General features: G+C 71.5%; 14 protein-coding genes and 1 pseudogene. 9 read left to right on the top strand and 6 right to left on the bottom strand.

What is annotated here, in order from left to right; translation table 11 throughout:
• The first annotated feature begins 62 nt into the window (after positions 1 to 62).
• Positions 63 to 371 carry a YbaB/EbfC family nucleoid-associated protein gene (locus O7612_RS28555; RefSeq protein ID WP_067309858.1) on the top strand — a complete coding sequence of 103 codons (309 nt, stop codon included), beginning with the start codon at positions 63 to 65 and terminating at the stop codon, positions 369 to 371.
• A gap of 7 nt (positions 372 to 378) precedes the next feature.
• Positions 379 to 972, top strand: coding sequence for a recombination mediator RecR (gene recR / locus O7612_RS28550; protein WP_067309855.1), 594 nt, complete (start codon positions 379 to 381; stop codon positions 970 to 972).
• Positions 973 to 1,176: 204 nt separating this feature from the next.
• On the opposite strand, the gene O7612_RS28545 is transcribed toward recR, so the two are convergent.
• On the bottom strand, positions 1,177 to 1,767 hold the full coding sequence (locus O7612_RS28545) for a hypothetical protein (RefSeq protein WP_282268997.1): 591 nt from the start codon (positions 1,765 to 1,767) through the stop codon (positions 1,177 to 1,179).
• A gap of 714 nt (positions 1,768 to 2,481) precedes the next feature.
• On the opposite strand from O7612_RS28545, the gene O7612_RS28540 reads away from it, so the two are divergent.
• The 5 genes from O7612_RS28540 to O7612_RS28520 all read left to right on the top strand — a co-directional run bounded on the left by O7612_RS28540 (position 2,482) and on the right by O7612_RS28520 (position 8,831).
• Positions 2,482 to 4,158: an ABC transporter substrate-binding protein gene (locus tag O7612_RS28540; protein ID WP_282268995.1), complete on the top strand. Its 1,677-nt coding sequence runs from the start codon at positions 2,482 to 2,484 to the stop codon at positions 4,156 to 4,158.
• A gap of 99 nt (positions 4,159 to 4,257) precedes the next feature.
• Positions 4,258 to 5,265, top strand: a complete 1,008-nt coding sequence (locus O7612_RS28535; protein WP_282268993.1) for an ABC transporter permease — start codon at positions 4,258 to 4,260, stop codon at positions 5,263 to 5,265.
• 125 nt (positions 5,266 to 5,390) lie between these two features.
• On the top strand, positions 5,391 to 6,332 hold the full coding sequence (locus O7612_RS28530) for an ABC transporter permease (protein ID WP_348774314.1): 942 nt from the start codon (positions 5,391 to 5,393) through the stop codon (positions 6,330 to 6,332).
• 172 nt (positions 6,333 to 6,504) lie between these two features.
• Positions 6,505 to 7,491, top strand: coding sequence for an ABC transporter ATP-binding protein (locus O7612_RS28525; RefSeq protein WP_282268990.1), 987 nt, complete (start codon positions 6,505 to 6,507; stop codon positions 7,489 to 7,491).
• A gap of 263 nt (positions 7,492 to 7,754) precedes the next feature.
• The gene (locus O7612_RS28520) at positions 7,755 to 8,831 is read left to right on the top strand and encodes an ABC transporter ATP-binding protein (protein WP_282274086.1); all 1,077 of its coding nucleotides are present in this window, start codon (positions 7,755 to 7,757) and stop codon (positions 8,829 to 8,831) included.
• 69 nt (positions 8,832 to 8,900) lie between these two features.
• Here O7612_RS28520 and O7612_RS28515 read toward each other — a convergent pair whose 3' ends face one another.
• Positions 8,901 to 9,380 carry a hypothetical protein gene (locus O7612_RS28515; protein ID WP_282268989.1) on the bottom strand — a complete coding sequence of 160 codons (480 nt, stop codon included), beginning with the start codon at positions 9,378 to 9,380 and terminating at the stop codon, positions 8,901 to 8,903.
• Entirely contained in the window at positions 9,362 to 10,021 is a 660-nt protein-coding gene (locus O7612_RS28510) for an HNH endonuclease family protein (RefSeq protein ID WP_282274085.1), read from the bottom strand. Before O7612_RS28510 ends, O7612_RS28515 begins: the two co-directional genes overlap by 19 nt.
• Before the next feature lie 107 nt (positions 10,022 to 10,128).
• Between O7612_RS28510 and O7612_RS28505 the strand changes: the two are divergent.
• Positions 10,129 to 11,559: pseudogene (locus O7612_RS28505) on the top strand (MFS transporter); the annotation flags it as partial.
• A 109-nt stretch (positions 11,560 to 11,668) separates the two neighbouring features.
• Here O7612_RS28505 and leuA read toward each other — a convergent pair.
• The 3 genes from leuA to O7612_RS28490 all read right to left on the bottom strand — a co-directional run bounded on the left by leuA (position 11,669) and on the right by O7612_RS28490 (position 15,076).
• Positions 11,669 to 13,420: a 2-isopropylmalate synthase gene (gene leuA / locus O7612_RS28500; protein ID WP_282268985.1), complete on the bottom strand. Its 1,752-nt coding sequence runs from the start codon at positions 13,418 to 13,420 to the stop codon at positions 11,669 to 11,671.
• A gap of 276 nt (positions 13,421 to 13,696) precedes the next feature.
• On the bottom strand, positions 13,697 to 14,227 hold the full coding sequence (locus O7612_RS28495) for a nitroreductase family protein (protein ID WP_282268983.1): 531 nt from the start codon (positions 14,225 to 14,227) through the stop codon (positions 13,697 to 13,699).
• Positions 14,228 to 14,311: 84 nt separating this feature from the next.
• Positions 14,312 to 15,076, bottom strand: coding sequence for a hypothetical protein (locus tag O7612_RS28490; RefSeq protein ID WP_282268979.1), 765 nt, complete (start codon positions 15,074 to 15,076; stop codon positions 14,312 to 14,314).
• 327 nt (positions 15,077 to 15,403) lie between these two features.
• Between O7612_RS28490 and O7612_RS28485 the strand changes: the two genes are divergently transcribed.
• Positions 15,404 to 16,669, top strand: a complete 1,266-nt coding sequence (locus tag O7612_RS28485) for an aspartate kinase (protein ID WP_282268977.1) — start codon at positions 15,404 to 15,406, stop codon at positions 16,667 to 16,669.

Raw genomic sequence — 16,669 nt, 5'->3', positions numbered from 1 at the left:
GGCGCGGCCGAGCAGACGAGTGCGAGAAGGAGCCCTCCGTGCGCCCAGGTGGACAGCCGAACATGCAGCAGATGCTGAAGCAGGCGCAGAAGATGCAGCAGCAGATCGCCAAGGCACAGGCCGAGTTGGCCGAGGCCGAGCTGACCGGCACCGCCGGTGGCGGTCTGGTCACCGCGACCGTGTCCGGCTCCGGCGAGATCAAGAGCATCAGGATCGACCCGAAGGCGGTCGACCCGGAGGACGTCGAGACCCTGGAGGACCTGGTCGTCGCGGCCCTGCACAACGCGGCCGAGGCGGCGAAGGAGCTGACCGACCAGAAGATGGGTCCGGTGGCCGGCGGCATGGGCGGCCTCGGCCTGCCCGGATTCTGACCCGCGGATGTACGAGGGTGCCATCCAGGACCTGATCGACGAGCTGGGGCGGCTGCCGGGCGTCGGCCCGAAGAGCGCCCAGCGGATCGCCTTCCACGTCCTCTCGGCGGACCCGGCCGACGTCAACCGGCTGGCCGGCGCGCTGCGCAAGGTCAAGGACCTGGTGAGGTTCTGCACCACCTGCTTCAACGTCGCCGAGTCGGAACAGTGCCGGATCTGCCGCGACCCGCGCCGCACCGACGAGGTGATCTGCGTGGTCGAGGAGCCCAAGGACGTGGTGGCGATCGAGCGGACCGGTGAGTTCCGGGGCCGCTACCACGTGCTCGGCGGGGCGATCAACCCGCTGGAGGGGATCGGCCCGGACAACCTGCGCATCCGGGAGCTGATGAGCCGGCTCAGCGCGGGCACGATCCGGGAGCTGATCCTCGCCACCGACCCGAACACCGAGGGCGAGGCGACCGCGACGTACCTGGCGCTGATGGTCAAGCCGATGGGGATCGCGGTCACCCGGCTGGCCAGTGGCCTGCCGGTCGGCGGCGACCTGGAGTACGCCGACGAGATCACCCTGGGCCGGGCCTTCGAGGGCCGCCGCGCGGTCTGACACCCCCTGCGCCCGGAGGGGTGGTCCGGCGCTGCTGCCCACCGTCCCCGGGTAGGTGGTCGCTGCGTTCCGCAGGCCGATGTCCGTGGAGAGTTGTTGTTGCTGGGGCAGCAACAACTCTCCACAGTTCACTGCGACATGCCGCTGGCCGGCACCCCTGGTGGGGTGCCGGCCAGCGACGTCTTTCGCGGGTGCGGGTGTGGGTCAGCTGTTCCAGTGTTGGGTGACGAGGTCGGCGGCCTGCTGTTCCCACTGGGCGTAGTGGTCGGGGTAGGCGGAGACCTGGACGGTCTGGGCGGCCTTGGTCAGGGGCATGTCCTGCCAGCCGTCGACCTGCTTGAGGCCCTTGAGGAACGCGGTGGTGGCGTATTCGGGGTCGGTGATCTGTTCGACGGTGCCCCAGCCGGAGGAGGGGCGCTGTTGGAACAGGCCCTGGGAGTCGTGGTCGTTGCGGTCGCCGAGGTGGCCGAGGTTCTTCAGCTTGGATTCCTGGAGGGCGGTGGCGAGGGAGACGACGGCGGCGCGTTCGTCCATGCCGGCCTTCTTGGTGGCGGCGATGATGGCCTTGACGTTGCCGGTCTGCTCGTCGTCGAGGTCGATGCGGGACTGCTCGCCCTGCACCCCGTGCGGGATCAGCTTGTCCTTGTCCACGGCCGGCTTGTCGGCCTGGACGGCGGTGGTGCCGGCGGTGGGGGTGGTGGCGTGGGCGTGGGTGGCGGGGCCGGCGAGGATGCCGCCGGTGAAGGCGAGGCCGGCGATACCGAGGGCGGTCTTGCGCAGGATGGTGGTGTTCATGGGGGGTAGCTCCTTCGGGGGTCGACACCCTGGCTCCCGGCCGGCGAGGGTCGGGGTGCGCCGGTCCGGGGGGACTGGCGCGGCGGGTGTGGGCACCACGTCGGGCGCTCGTGCGGGGGGTGGGGTGCGGGGGTGCGGCGGGGCCTGCCCGGGGGGCGGCCTCTCGTGCCGAGTCAGGTGTAACGACCGCCGGCCCCGGGTCATTCCACCGGGGGCGGCGGGACCTGCCGGGCCGGGTGGGGTCTGCCGGGCTGGAGATCCGCCGGCTGGGGTGCTGCTGCGGTCGTACGCAGGGTGTAACGCCGTCGGCCCGGCCGGGATTCCGGCCCGGCGGCGCCGACGGTCACCGGACACCGACCCCTCCGCGCTCGGAGCCGGCGAAAACCCCCGTGGGCAGCCCGCCGGACCGGACATCCGGGGGTCCGTCGGGCACCCGGGTGGCCCACGCGGAGCGGGGGAGGGGGCGGGGTGACGGTGGGTGAGCAGCACCGGCACGCGGTTTCGGATTATCCGCCGATTTCACCACATCGCGCCGGGGCGTCGCTGTGACAGTCCCGTTTGTCGCGGGATCTGCCGGTGTCAGACAAAGCGGTTGGTGTCGGCTTGGTAGCGATTGCCTAACGGCCGTTCCGCTTCGGTGTGTCGTGTCATAGCCTCCCGCTCACGGACCGAGCCATGGACCGGCGTTGTTCAGGCGGATGACAGAGGTGAGAGATGCAGGCGAGAAGGCTAAGGACGGCCGTGAGCCTCGTGGCCGTTGCAGCCCTGGCGGTCGGCGCGGCCGGCTGTGCGGAGAGTGACCGCGGCGATGACAACAGTGGCGAGGCCAAGACGGGCGGCACCTTCATCTTCGCCGGTGCCGGTGACCCGAAGAACTTCGACCCGATCTTCAACGACGACGGTGAGTCGTTCCGGCCGGTCCGGCAGATGTACGACACGCTGGTCCAGCACAAGCCCGGCACGGCCGATCTGGTAGGTGGCCTGGCCGAGAGCTGGGAGCACGACCCCGAGGGCAAGGTCTGGACCTTCAAGCTCCGCCAGGGTGTGAAGTTCCACGACGGCACCCCCTTCAACGCCGCCGCGGTCTGCTACAACTTCGACCGCTGGTACAACATGAAGGGCGCCGCCGCCCAGTCGCAGATGATCTACTACCAGGACGTCTTCGGCGGGTTCGCCAAGAACGAGGCCGAGGGTGCCGGCGAGGCGCTCTACAACAAGTGCGAGGCCAAGGACGACGGCACCGCCGTGGTCACCCTCAACAAGTACAAGGGGGCGTTCCCCGGCGCGTTCGCGCTGACCGCGCTCTCGATCGCCAGCCCGGAGGCCCTCAAGAAGGGTGACGCCGACACGGTCAAGCAGAACGGCGACTCCTTCGAGTACAGCTCGTTCGCGACCACCACCCCGGTCGGCACCGGCCCGTTCACCTTCGGCGGCTGGGACAAGGCCAAGAACGAGATCACCCTGAACCGGAACCCCGACTACTGGGGCGAGAAGGCCAAGGTCGACAAGGTCATCATCAAGGTGATCAAGGACGAGAACACCCGTAAGCAGGAGCTGCGGGCCGGCACCGTCCAGGGCATCGACTTCCCGGCCCCGGCCGACCGCAAGGCGCTCTCCGGTGAGGGCTTCCAGGTCCTGGACCGCCCCGCCTTCAACATCCTCTACCTGGGCATCAACCAGAAGAACCCGAAGCTGAAGGACCTGCGGGTGCGGCAGGCGATCGCCTACGCCCTCAACCGCGAGCAGCTCGTCCAGACCAAGGGCCCGGGTGGCACCAAGGTCGCCGACGAGTTCATGCCGGACACCGTGCTCGGCTACGCCCCGGACGTGCAGAAGTACGAGCACAACCCGGACAAGGCCAAGCAGCTGCTCAAGGAGGCCGGCGCCGAGGGCCTGACCCTCAACTTCTACTACCCGCCGGACGTCTCCCGCCCGTACATGCCGAACCCGCAGGAGATCTTCACCGTCCTCGCCAACGACCTGCAGGCCGTCGGGATCAAGGTCAACGGTGTGCCGCGTCCGTGGAACGGTGGTTTCAAGGACGACGTGCAGCAGTTCGGCAAGCAGGACCTGCACATCCTCGGGTGGACCGGTGACTACAACGACCCGGGCAACTTCGTCGGGACCTTCTTCGGCCGGGGCAAGGTCGAGTTCGGCGACCAGGCCATGACCGAGATGTTCGACGCGATCGCCAAGGCCGACGGCACCGTCGACGAGGCGGGCAAGAAGGCGGCCTGGGAGCAGGTCAACCGGGACATCGCCGCCAAGTGGCTGCCGGCCGTGCCGGTCTGGCACGCTCCGCCGGCCATCGTCGTCACCAAGGACGTGCAGGGGATGATCGCCAGCCCGTTGACCGACGAGCGGTTCAACACGGTCAGCGTCAACAAGTGACGTCAGTCGGCTGACGCCGTAGGCGTGTATCGGCCCGGGTCGGGAGCAAGTGCCGACCCGGGCCGATGCCGCGACCATCGAGAGTCTGGTGTGTGAGAGATGTTGCGAGTCATAGTCCGCCGCCTGCTGCAGCTGGTGGTGACGCTGATAGCGCTGTCCGCGCTGATCTTCGTCTGGCTGCGGAACCTGCCCGGTGGGCCGGTCGAGGCGCTGCTCGGCGAGCGGGCCACCCCGGAACGCCGGGCTTTGCTGATCAAGGCCCTCGGTTACGACCAACCGATCCTCGTGCAGTACGGCAAGTTCATGCAGCGGGTCCTCACCGGGGACCTGGGCAACTCGATCCGCTCCGGTGACCCGGTCACCGACGTCATCGCCCGCGCCTTCCCGGCCACCATCGAGCTGGCCGTCGCCGCCATGATCATCGCGGTCGGCCTGGGCGTGCCGCTGGGCTACCTCGCCGCCCGCTACCGGGGCCGTCTCCTCGACAACCTGACCATCGCCGGCACCCTGCTCGGCATCTCGATCCCCATCTTCTTCCTGGGCTACCTGCTCAAGGACGTACTCACCCAGGACATCCACTGGTTCCCGCCGTCCGGGCGGATCAGCACCGGGATGGACAACACCAGCGTGACCGGGTTCTACGTCCTGGACGGCCTGCTCACCCGGGAGTTCGACGCCAGCGCCGACGCGCTCTGGCACCTGGTCCTGCCGGCGATCACGCTGGCCACCATCCCGCTGGCGGTGATCGTGCGGATCACCCGGGCCAGTGTGCTCGACGTGCTCAACGAGGACTACGTGCGGACCGCCGAGGCGAAGGGCCTGCGGCACCGCACCATCCGGGGCCGGCACATCCTGCGCAACGCCCTGCTGCCGGTGGTCACCACCATCGGCCTCCAGACCGGCGCGCTGCTCTCCGGCGCGGTGCTCACCGAGAAGGTCTACAACTGGGGCGGCCTCGGCACCCTGATCACCGACTCGATCAGCGGCGGCCGGGACTATCCGGTGCTCCAGGCGATCATCCTGCTCGCCGCGCTGGTCTTCGTGCTGGTCAACCTGCTGGTCGACCTCTCCTACGCCTTCATCGACCCGAGGGTGCGTGTCCGATGAGCGATCCGACCACCCGCCCCGGCGTGGGCAAGCCCCGTACCGGCGACACCCCCACCGACCACCCGGCCGACCACCCGGCCGGCAGCCCCACCGGCCAGCCCGGTGGCAGCCGGGGCGAGCGCAGCATCGGCCGGCTCGGCGACCGCAAGCGGGCCCGGCTGGACGAGCTGGCGCGGGCCACCGCGGACCAGGGCGGGGTCAGTCTCTACCGGGACGCGCTGCGCCGGTTGCGCCGGAACCCGGTGGCCATCATCGGCTTCGTCATCGTGGGGCTGTTCGTGCTGGTGGCGCTCTTCGCCCCGCTGATCGCCCCGCACGACCCGGTGCAGCGTTTCGACGAGCTGACCCGGGACCTGACGGTGGACAGCATCCCCGGCGCCACCGCCGGTCACCCCTTCGGCTCGGACCCGCTCGGCCGGGACTTCCTCTCCCGGATGATCCACGGCAGCCGGCAGACCCTCTTCGTGGGTGTGCTCGCCACCCTGATCGGCCTGACCCTGGGGGTGCTGCTCGGCGCGGTCGCCGGCGCCTTCGGCGGCTGGGTCGACGTGGTGCTGATGCGCCTCACCGACGTGATGCTGGCGCTGCCCAGCCTGCTGCTGGCGATCACCCTGGTCGCGATGGCCAGCCGGTCGAGCCAGTGGACGGTGATCTTCGCGGTGGCGATCGTCAGCGTGCCGATCTTCGCCCGGCTGCTGCGTGGCTCGATGCTGGCCCAGCGGGAGAGCGACCACGTCCTCGCCGCGCGGGCGCTGGGCGTCAAGGAACGCAACATCGTGCTGCGGCACATGCTGCCCAACTCGTTGACCGCGGTGATCGTGCAGGCCACCCTGACCTTCGCGGTGGCGATCCTGGACGCGGCGGCGCTGTCCTTCCTCGGCCTCGGCGACCCGGACATCAACCGGGCCGAGTGGGGCCTGATGCTCGGCGTGGACGGCCAGCGCTACTTCGAGGTCCGCCCCGAGCTGGCCTACTACCCGGCGCTGGCGATCATCGTGGTCGCGCTCGGCTTCACCCTGCTCGGTGAGGCGATGCGCGAGGCGATCGACCCGAAGAACCGGCGGTGACGGCGGTGCGGGCCGGGGTGACCGGTCGCCACGGGCCGGGCGCGAACCCGGCGGGCCGGCGACCGCGGTCGGGAGCGAACCCGGCGGGCCTGCGACTGCGGTCGGGAGCGAACCCGGCGGGCCGGCGACCGCGGTCGGGAGCGAACCACCAGCACAGTGAGGAAGTGACCCGATGAGCCTGCTCGACGTACGCGACCTGAGCGTGGTGTTCCAGCGGCGGGGCGAACGGCCGTTCACGGCGGTCGACCAGGTCAGTTTCACGGTGGAGCCGGGGCAGACCGTGGGCCTGGTCGGTGAGTCCGGCTGCGGCAAGAGCGTGACCAGCCTGGCGATCATGGGGCTGCTCCCCAAGCGGGGCAACCGGGTCACCGGCGAGGTGCTCTTCGAGGGCACCGACCTGCTCCGGCTCCGCCCCGACGACCTGCGGGACCGGCGGGGCCGGGACATCGGCATGATCTTCCAGGATCCGCTCTCCTCGCTGAACCCGGTCATCCCGATCGGGGTGCAGGTCGCCGAGGTGCTGGAACGGCACCGGGGGATGGACCGGCGCAAGGCGCTGCGGGAGGCCCGGGAACTGCTCGACGCGGTTGGCATCCCGGACCCGGACCGCCGGCTGTCGGAGTTCCCGCACCAGATCTCCGGCGGCATGCGGCAGCGCGCCCTGATCGCCATCGCGCTGGCCTGCAAGCCCCGGCTGCTCATCGCCGACGAGCCGACCACCGCGCTGGACGTCACCATCCAGGCGCAGATCCTCACCCTGCTCAAGCAACTGGTGGACGAGACCGGCACCGCGCTCATCATGATCACCCACGATCTCGGGGTGGTGGCGGGCCTCTGTGACACGGTCAACGTGCTCTACGGCGGCAAGGTGGTGGAGCGGGCCGCCCGGCACGACCTGTTCGCCCGCCCCCGGCACCCGTACACGCACGGGTTGCTCAGCTCGGTGCCCCGACTCGACTCGGTGCGGGGCGAGCGGCTGCACGCGATCCGTGGCTCGGTGGCCGACAACATCCCGTGGGTCGAGGGCTGCGCCTTCGCGCCCCGCTGCGACAACGTGGTGGACGCCTGCCTGGACGTCCCGCCACCGTTGGAGCCCACCGCCACCGGCGGCGACCTGCGATGCAACAACCCCGTTTCGGAGGAGGTGGCGGCGCTGTGACCGAGCGGACCGGACCTGAGGACGACGCCGTGGCCGAGCCGACGGCAGCGGCGCACGCCGCACCCGAGCCGACGGCAGCCGCACCCGCCGCACCCGAGCCGACGGCGACCGCGCCGGCCGTGGCCGAGCCGACCGCAGCGGCACCCGCCGCACCCGAGCCGACGGCAGCCGCACCCGCCGCACCCGAGCCGGCGGCGACCGCGACCGCGACGACCGGAGCGCGGGACGACGCCGGTGGCGGGCGGGCCGGAGCGGAGCGCCCCCTGATCGAGTTGCGCGACGTCAAGGTGCACTTCCCGATCAAGAGCGGCCTGCTCTTCGACCGTACCGTCGGATACGTCTACGCGGTCGACGGCGTGTCGTTGTCGATCAACGCGGGTGAGACGTACGGGCTGGTCGGCGAGTCGGGGTGCGGCAAGTCGACGCTCGGCCGGGGTCTGCTCCGGCTGGTCGAACCGACCGACGGCGAGATCGTCTTCGACGGCACCGACGTCCGTGCGCTCAAGGGCGAGTCGATGCGCCGGACCCGCCGCCGGATGCAGATGATCTTCCAGGACCCGCTGTCCAGCCTGGATCCCCGTCAGTCGGTGGAGTCGCTGCTGGTGGAGGGGCTCAAGGCGCACGGCCTGGCTGGCGACCGGGAGGCGACCAGCCAGCGGCTGCGGGACACCCTGAAGGCGGTCGGCCTGCCCGCGTCGGCGTTGAGCAAGTATCCGCACGAGTTCTCCGGCGGGCAGCGGCAGCGGATCGGCATCGCCCGCGCGCTGGTGCTCGACCCGGATCTGATCGTCGCCGACGAACCCGTCTCGGCCCTGGACGTGTCGATCCAGGCCCAGGTGCTCAACCTGCTGGAGGACCTCCAGAACGAGCGCGGGTTGACGTACCTGATCATCGCGCACGACCTGGCGGTGGTCCGGCACATCGCCGACACGGTCGGGGTGATGTACCTAGGCGGGCTGGTGGAGGAGGCGTCCAGCGACGACCTCTACCGGGAGCCGATGCACCCGTACACGAAGGCGTTGATGTCGGCGGTGCCGGTGCCGGACCCGCTGGTGGAGGACCGGCGGGAGCGGATCCTGCTCGCCGGTGACCTGCCGTCGCCGACCAACCCGCCGCCCGGTTGCCGGTTCCACACCCGGTGCCCGTGGGCGCAGCCGACCCGCTGCGCCGACGAGCGGCCGGCGCTGCGCGAGGTGGTCGGTGGGCACCGGGTGGCCTGCCACTTCGCCGAGGACATCGCCGCCGGCCGGCTCCGCCCGCACGAGGTGGAACCGGAACTCGTCCGACCGGACGACGGCGGGGCGCCGGGTGATCCCGGTGAACTGATCCCCACCCCCTGACCGGCCGACGACAGGCCCCCTCCCGAGGACTGCGGGAGGGGGCCTGTCTCGACGAACGGGCCGGGGCGGTCAGCCCTCGGGGCGGTGCAGCAGGGCGACCGCGACGGTGTGCACCGCGTCCAGGTCGGCCGGGTCGGCCAGCTTGGCGGTCCCGCCGGTCACCGCGTACCACTCGTCGGCGTCCTTGTACTGCACGGTGAGGGTGACCTGGCCGTCGGCGTACCGGGTGAGCAGGGTCAGCTCGCCGGTGACCACGCCCACCTCGTCGGTCATCACCCCGCCGGGGCCGGGGACCAGGTCGGCGGTCAACTCCCGGGGCGTGCCGGTGCCGCCGGCGTCGGCGGTCATCCCCGCGCCGGGCACTCCGGCCGACGCGGCGGGTCTGCCGTCGGCGGTCATCCCGGCGGTGGTCGCCCCGGTCGCCGGTGCGGCCCGGTCGACCCCACCCCCGTCCGCCCCGGAACCGCCCCCGGGTTCGGCGGCCGGTCCGGTCGGGTCCGGTCCGGCGTCGCCGCCCGGACCGGTCGGTGTCACCGCTTGCTCGCCCATGTGCACCCCCCCAACATGTCGCTGATGGCGGCCTTCTCGGCGCTGGTCACCGTCAACCGCCAGTGGTGTTTCACCTCTACCCAGTGTTCCGCGTAGGTGCACCAGTAGGCGCGGTTCGGCGGTTTCCACTGCGCCGGGTCCTGGTCACCCTTGGACCGGTTGGAGCTGGCGGAGACCGCGAAGAGCTGCGGCCGGGTCAGGTCGTTGGCGAAGTCGCCCCGCTTGGCGTCGTCCCACTCGTCGGCGCCGGAGCGCCACGCGTTGGCCAGCGGCACCATGTGGTCGATGTCCACGTCGGAAGGGTCGGTGAAGGTCCGCCCGTCGTAGACGCTCTCCCACCGCCCACCGACCACGTTGCAGCCGGAGAGACGGATGTCCTTGCCGTCCCGCTGGAGCACGCTGTCCCGGACGTCGCAGTTCTTGCCGGTGTCCCGCCAGTGCGGGAAGCGGTTCCGGCTGTAGCCCTTCATCGAGCCGGCCTCGGCGACGGTCAACTCGGCGAGTTGCTCGCCGACGTTGCCGGAGTTGGCGGGAGGCGCCTCCGGCTCCTCGACCGAGACGTCACAACCACCCACGCCGAGGGCGAGCAGCGCGGCAAGGGCCGCCGCCACCGCCGCGCGGCCTCCTGATCTGGTACGCACAGACGACACCTCTCCAGCTTGCGGGCTTCCGGCGATCCCGCACAGTACCCAAGCACGGTTTCCGCGTTTCGTGGCGTCTCCGGCCCGGTCCGGGCAGATTGGTACCCATGACCGCACCGGCTCACGCACTGCGCATCCGTACCCCGGCCGGGCGGGGGACACTGCTCGCCGCCATCCTCGCCTCGGGCATGGTGTTCCTGGACAGCACCGTGGTCAACGTGGCGCTTCCCCGGCTGGGTGCCGAACTCGACGCCACCGTGGCCGGTCTCCAGTGGACGGTCAACGGGTACGCCCTGATGCTGGCGGCCTTCGTCCTGCTCGGCGGGTCGCTGGGGGACCGGTTCGGCCGGCGGCGGATCTTCCTGATCGGGGTGGTCTGGTTCGCGGTCGCCTCGGTGCTCTGCGGGCTGGCCCAGGACACCAACCAGCTGATCGCCGCGCGGTTCCTCCAGGGCGCGGGTGGCGCGCTGCTCACCCCGGGCTCACTCGCGGTGCTCCAGGCGAGCTTCCACCCCGACGACCGGGGCCGGGCGATCGGCACCTGGTCCGGGCTGTCCGGCGTGTCCACCGCGCTCGGCCCGTTCGTCGGCGGCTGGCTGATCGACGCGCTCTCCTGGCGGTGGATCTTCTTCATCAACCTGCCGCTCGCGGTCGGCGTGCTGCTGGCGGCGGTGCGCTGGGTGCCGGAGAGCCGGGACGAGAACGTCTCGCGCAGCGCCGGTCGGCGGTTCGACATCGCCGGTGCGCTGCTCGGCGCGGCGGCGCTGGGTGGGCTCACCTACGCCCTGATCGACGCCCCGGTACGCGGGGCCGGCTCCTGGCCGGTGCTGCTCGCCGCCGGTGCCGGTGTCCTCGCGGCGGTCTCCTTCGTGCTGCTGGAACGGCGTCGGGGCGAGGGGGCGATGCTGCCCACCACGATCTTCGGCAGCCGGCTCTTCTCGGTGCTGAACGTCTTCACCGTGCTGGTCTACGCCGCGCTGAGCGGGTTCACCTTCTTCCTCTCCGTCTACCTGCAGAACGTCGTCGGCTGGTCGGCGCTGCGGACCGGGTTGGCCACCGTGCCGATGACGGTGCTGCTGCTGCTCGGCTCGGCGCGGGCCGGGGCGCTGTCGGCGCGGACCGGCCCCCGGCTGCTGCTGACCGTCGGCCCGGTCGTCGCCGCCGGCGGCCTGCTGCTGTTGCGCCGGGTCGGGCCGGGGGCGTCGTACTGGTGGGACGTGCTGCCCGGGGTGCTGCTGTTCGGGGTCGGGCTGACCCTGGTGGTGGCGCCGCTGACCGCGTCGGTGCTGGCCGCCGTGGCGGACCGGTTCGCCGGGGTGGCCAGCGGCTTCAACAACGCCGCGTCGCGTACCGGGGGGCTGCTCGCGGTGGCCGCGTTGCCGCTGCTGGTCGGTCTCTCCGGTACCGGCTACGAGCAGGCCGCCGCCCTCACCGGGGCGTTCCGGGGCGCGATGGCCTGGTGCGCCGGCCTGCTGCTCGGCGGCGCGCTGCTGGCGGCGCTGCTGGTCCACCGTCCGCCCCGTGCCGAGCCTGCCGCCTAGCCGGGCCTCCTGCCTAGCGGGCCTGCCGCCTAGCGGGTCTGCCGCCTAGCCGGGCCGGCCACTGCCGGCCCCCTGCGGGATCGCCGCCCCGCAGGGGGCTCCGGAATCAGTGCCGGGCGCGGTTGGTGGCGCTGGTCACGGCCTTGATCGAGGCGGTGACGATGTTGGGGTCGGTGCCGACGCCCCAGACCGTCCGGCCGTTGATGTCGCACTCCACGTAGGCGGCGGCCCGGGCGTCGCCGCCGGAGGAGAGCGCGTGCTCGTGGTAGTCGAGCACGCGTACCGCCACGCCCACCGACTGGAGTGCGTTGACGTACGCGTCGATGGGGCCGTTGCCGACGGCGGTGAGGGTGCGCGCCGTGCCGTCCACGGTCACCTGGGCCTCGATCTCGACCTTGCCGTCGATCGTGGAGATCGTGTAGCCGGCCAGCGTGAGGACCGGGTCGACCTGGTGGTCGAGCAGGTAGTTGCGGGCGAAGATCTGCCACATGGTGCCCGGCTCGACCTCGCCGCCGTCGTGGTCGGTGACCTGCTGGACGACGCCGGAGAACTCGATCTGGAGCCGGCGGGGCAGGTCGAGCTGGTGCTCGGACTTCATGATGTACGCCACGCCGCCCTTGCCGGACTGCGAGTTGACCCGGATGACCGCCTCGTAGGTGCGGCCCAGGTCCTTGGGGTCGACCGGCAGGTAGGGCACCCCCCAGGTGAAGTCGTCGATCGGCACCCCGGCCGCCTCGGCGTCCCTGGCCAGCGCGTCGAAGCCCTTCTTGATGGCGTCCTGGTGGGAGCCGGAGAAGGCGGTGTAGACCAGATCCCCGGCGTACGGGTGGCGTTCGTGCACCGGCAGCTGGTTGCAGTACTCGACGGCCCGCTTGATCTCGTCGATGTTGGAGAAGTCGATCATGGGGTCGATGCCCTGGGAGAACAGGTTCAGGCCCAGGGTGACCAGGTCGACGTTGCCGGTGCGCTCGCCGTTGCCGAACAGGCAGCCCTCGATCCGGTCCGCGCCGGCCAGCAGGCCCAGCTCGGCGGCGGCCACCCCGGTGCCCCGGTCGTTGTGCGGGTGCAGGCTCAGTACCAGGCTGTCCCGGCGGGGCAGGTGCCGGTGCATCCACTCGATCGAGTCGGCGTACACGTTGGGGGTGGCCATCTCGACGGTCGCCGGCAGGTTGATGATCAGCTTCCGGTCCGGCGTCGGGTCGATCACCTCGATGACCTTGCCGCACACCTCCACCGCGTACTCCAGCTCCGTGCCGGTGTACGACTCGGGCGAGTACTCGTAGTAGATGTCGGTGTCCGGGGTGTGGATCTCGGCGTACTTGCGGCACAGCCGGGCGCCCTGGGTGGCGATGTCGGTGATGCCGTCGCGGTCCAGCCCGAAGACCACCCGGCGCTGGAGGGTGGAGGTGGAGTTGTAGAAGTGCACGATGGCCCGGCGGGCCCCGCGCAGCGACTCGAAGGTCCGCTCGATCAGGTGCTCCCGGCACTGGGTGAGCACCTGGATGGTGACGTCTTCGGGGATCAGGTCCTGCTCGATGAGCTGCCGGACGAAGTCGAAGTCGGTCTGGCTGGCCGACGGGAAGCCGACCTCGATCTCCTTGTAGCCCATCTGCACCAGCAGCTGGAACATCCGGCGCTTGCGTTCCGGCGACATCGGGTCGATCAGCGCCTGGTTGCCGTCGCGCAGGTCGACCGCGCACCAGCGGGGGGTGGCCTCGACGTGCCGGGTCGGCCAGGTGCGGTCCGGCAGGTCGATCCGGAACTGCTGGTGGTACGGCTGGTAGCGCTGGTACGGCATCCGGCTGGGACGTTGCCGGGCGATCGGGTCGGTCTCGACGTCGGTGAAAGGTTGAGCCATGACGGAGTGCTCCCGTGGGTCAGGTGGCGTCAGCATGCGAAGGTGTCGGCGGTGCCGGGCGACGGTGCCCGGACGGCTGCCGAGAAGTGGTTCGGATCTGCTGGACGGCGCGGTTCGACTCCGCGACGGGGTGCCGGCCGGTCAGGCCCCGTCGCGGCGACCAAGGAGAAGGTACGCCCGCCACATGACAGAGTGACCCTACGTGATGAGACGGGGGGTGGGAAGATGGGTCCGGACTCTGAGATGGGAATCGCACCCAGTGGTCGCCCGTCCTGGTCAGGACAGCAGTAGGGCCTGGCGCGGGTGCCGGTGGCGCAGGGCGGTCTCCCGCCGGAGCAGCTCCTCGGGCAGGGTGGCCGGGTCGCCGAGCCGGCCCACCGCGGTCACCACCAGTGGGCGGATCCCCGGCGGCAGGTCGAGGTCGACGGCGAGCGCGGCCCGGTCGACGTCGCGGATCTGGCGCACGTACAGACCGAGCGCGGTGGCCTGGACGCTCAGGTGGGCGACCGCCTGGCCGAGGTCGTACCCGCACCGCTCCGGGTCGTCCCCGGTGTACGCGCCCAGCACCAGCGCGGCGGCGTGTCTGGCCCAGCGCTGGTCGGCCGCGGGGAGGCTGACCAGGATCCGTTTCCACGTCTCGTCGTCGCGGTGCCCCAGGGCGAACCGCCACGGCTGGAGGTTGCCGGCCGACGGTGCCCAGCGGGCCGCCTCCAGCAGGGACGCGGCCTCGTCGTCGGTCAGTTCGGCGGTCGGGTGGAACGCCCGGGGGCTCCAGCGGAAGGCGAGCAGCGCGGTCAGGTCAGCCATGGGTGAAGAATCACCCATGGGTGATTTGACCGATTAAAACCCCTGGGTGAATGTGGCCAAGACCACCCGTAACGGTCAGTCGGGTCAGGTCGTCACCGGGCTCGGTGAGGTCCCCGCCGGCTGCTGGCCCAGCGGCTCGCCGGCCACCACCGGCCCCGCCAGCGGCACCGTGTCCGGTGCCGGGCCGGGCGGTCCGGCCAGGGTCAACGTGCCCAGCGCGGCCCGCACGTAGGTGAGGGTGCCGTCCGGCGCGAAGCAGTAGATCCCGACGTCCAACGGAGGGGTCAGCGAGGCGGCCGTGGTGTCCACCGCGTAGCACCGTCCGGCCACCCCGGCCGGCGCGGTCGCGGCCGAGACCGACAGGGCGGTACGCCGGTCGGTGAGCACCGTCAGCCAGTCGGTGAACGGGTGCTGCACCCGGGGATCCAGCTGGCGCGGCACCGTGTCGTCGCGGTCACCCAACCGTGCGCAGGTCGCCGGAGCGGGACGACCGGCCGAGGGCAGCGCGCACTGGAACAGCCCGGCCGGGGTGGCGGCGAGCGCGACGTCGGCCGTCCCGCCGAGCGCACCCCCGGGCACGTCCACCCGCCAACTGCCGTCGTTCGCGCTGGTCACCGTGATGTCGCGGGTCGGTCCGCCGGTGCCGGACAGGGTGTACCGGGCGGTCAGGTGCCGGTCCCGGGCGGCGGCGGCCAGCGCGGCCAGCTCGTCCCGGGCGGTGTCCCCCGGGGCGGGGACCGGATCGGAGACCGGCCCGGTCGGCGGTGCGCCCGGGCCGTCGGCGGCACAGCCGGTCAGCAACGCCAGCAGCACCGGCAGTGTCAGCAGCACCGGCAGTGTCAGCAGCACCGGTGACACCGGCGGCACCGGCCGGAACGGGGTCGGGACGTCGGTCGGCCGGCGGAGGATACGGCGCGGGCGGTCATGCACCGGGTCATTCTGCGCCGGGCGGCCGGGCGTCACCGCCCCGCGCGCGACCGGTCCGGGGCGGGCCGGCGGACCGGTGCCGGCCCCCCGGCGACGCCCTCCAGATCGGCTACCTGCGCCGGATGGTGGGATCACCTGACCCGCACTCACGTACCGCCCGATACCCTGGGGTGGTCTGACACGCGCCGCCGGACTTCAGCCGGCGGCGTCGGCACGCTCAGGGTCGTCGCTGGGAGGGAGTGCGCCGTCGTGGCACTCGTGGTGCAGAAGTACGGCGGGTCCTCCGTCGCCAACGCCGAGCGGATCAAGCGGGTCGCCGAGCGGATCGTCGCCGCCCGCAAGGCCGGCGACGACGTCGTGGTGGTGGTCTCCGCGATGGGCGACACCACCGACGAGCTGCTCGACCTGGCCAACCAGGTCAGCCCGCTGCCGCCGGGCCGTGAGCTGGACATGCTGCTCACCGCCGGGGAGCGGATCTCGATGGCGCTGCTGGCCATGGCGATCCACAACCTGGGGTACGAGGCCCGCTCGTTCACCGGTTCGCAGGCCGGCGTGATCACCACCTCGGCGCACGGCCGGGCGCGGATCATCGACGTCACCCCCGGGCGGCTCAAGGGCGCGCTCGACGAGGGCGCGGTGGTGATCGTGGCCGGCTTCCAGGGCGTCTCGCAGGACACCAAGGACGTCACCACGCTGGGTCGGGGCGGCTCGGACACCACCGCCGTGGCGCTCGCCGCCGCGCTGCACGCCGACGTCTGCGAGATCTACACCGACGTGGACGGCATCTTCACCGCCGACCCGCGGATCGTGCCCAACGCCCGGCACATCAAGCACATCACGTACGAGGAAATGCTGGAGCTGGCCGCCTGCGGCGCGAAGGTGCTGCACCTGCGCAGCGTCGAGTACGCGCGGCGCGCGGGGCTGCCGATCCACGTCCGTTCGTCATACTCGACCAACACCGGCACCATGGTCACCGGATCGATGGAGGACCTTCCCGTGGAACAGGCACTGATCACCGGGGTTGCCCACGACCGCAGCGAGGCGAAGATCACGATCGTGGGGGTGCCCGACGAGCCGGGGGCCGCCGCCAGCATCTTCGACACCGTGGCCGGTGCCGAGATCAACATCGACATGATCGTGCAGAACGTCTCCACCGAGGGGACCGGCCGCACCGACATCTCGTTCACCCTGCCCAAGGCCGACGGACCGACCGCCATGGCCGCGCTCAGCAAGATCCAGGAGCCGGTCAAGTTCAAGGGCCTGCTCTACGACGACCACGTCGGCAAGGTGTCGTTGATCGGCGCGGGCATGCGCTCGCACCCGGGCGTCGCGGCCGGCTTCTTCGCCGCGCTCGGCGCGGCCGGGGTGAACATCGAGATGATCTCCACGTCGGAGATCCGGGTCTCCGTCGTCTGCCGGGACACCGATCTCGACCGGGCGGTCCGGGCCATCCACGACCAGTTCGAGCTGGGCGGCGACTCCGAGGCCGTGGTGTACGCGGGGACAGGGCGGTAG

This window comes from Micromonospora sp. WMMD987 (genome assembly GCF_029581435.1).
Classification (GTDB): domain Bacteria; phylum Actinomycetota; class Actinomycetes; order Mycobacteriales; family Micromonosporaceae; genus Micromonospora; species Micromonospora rifamycinica.
This window is presented reverse-complemented; position numbering and strand designations above follow the sequence as displayed.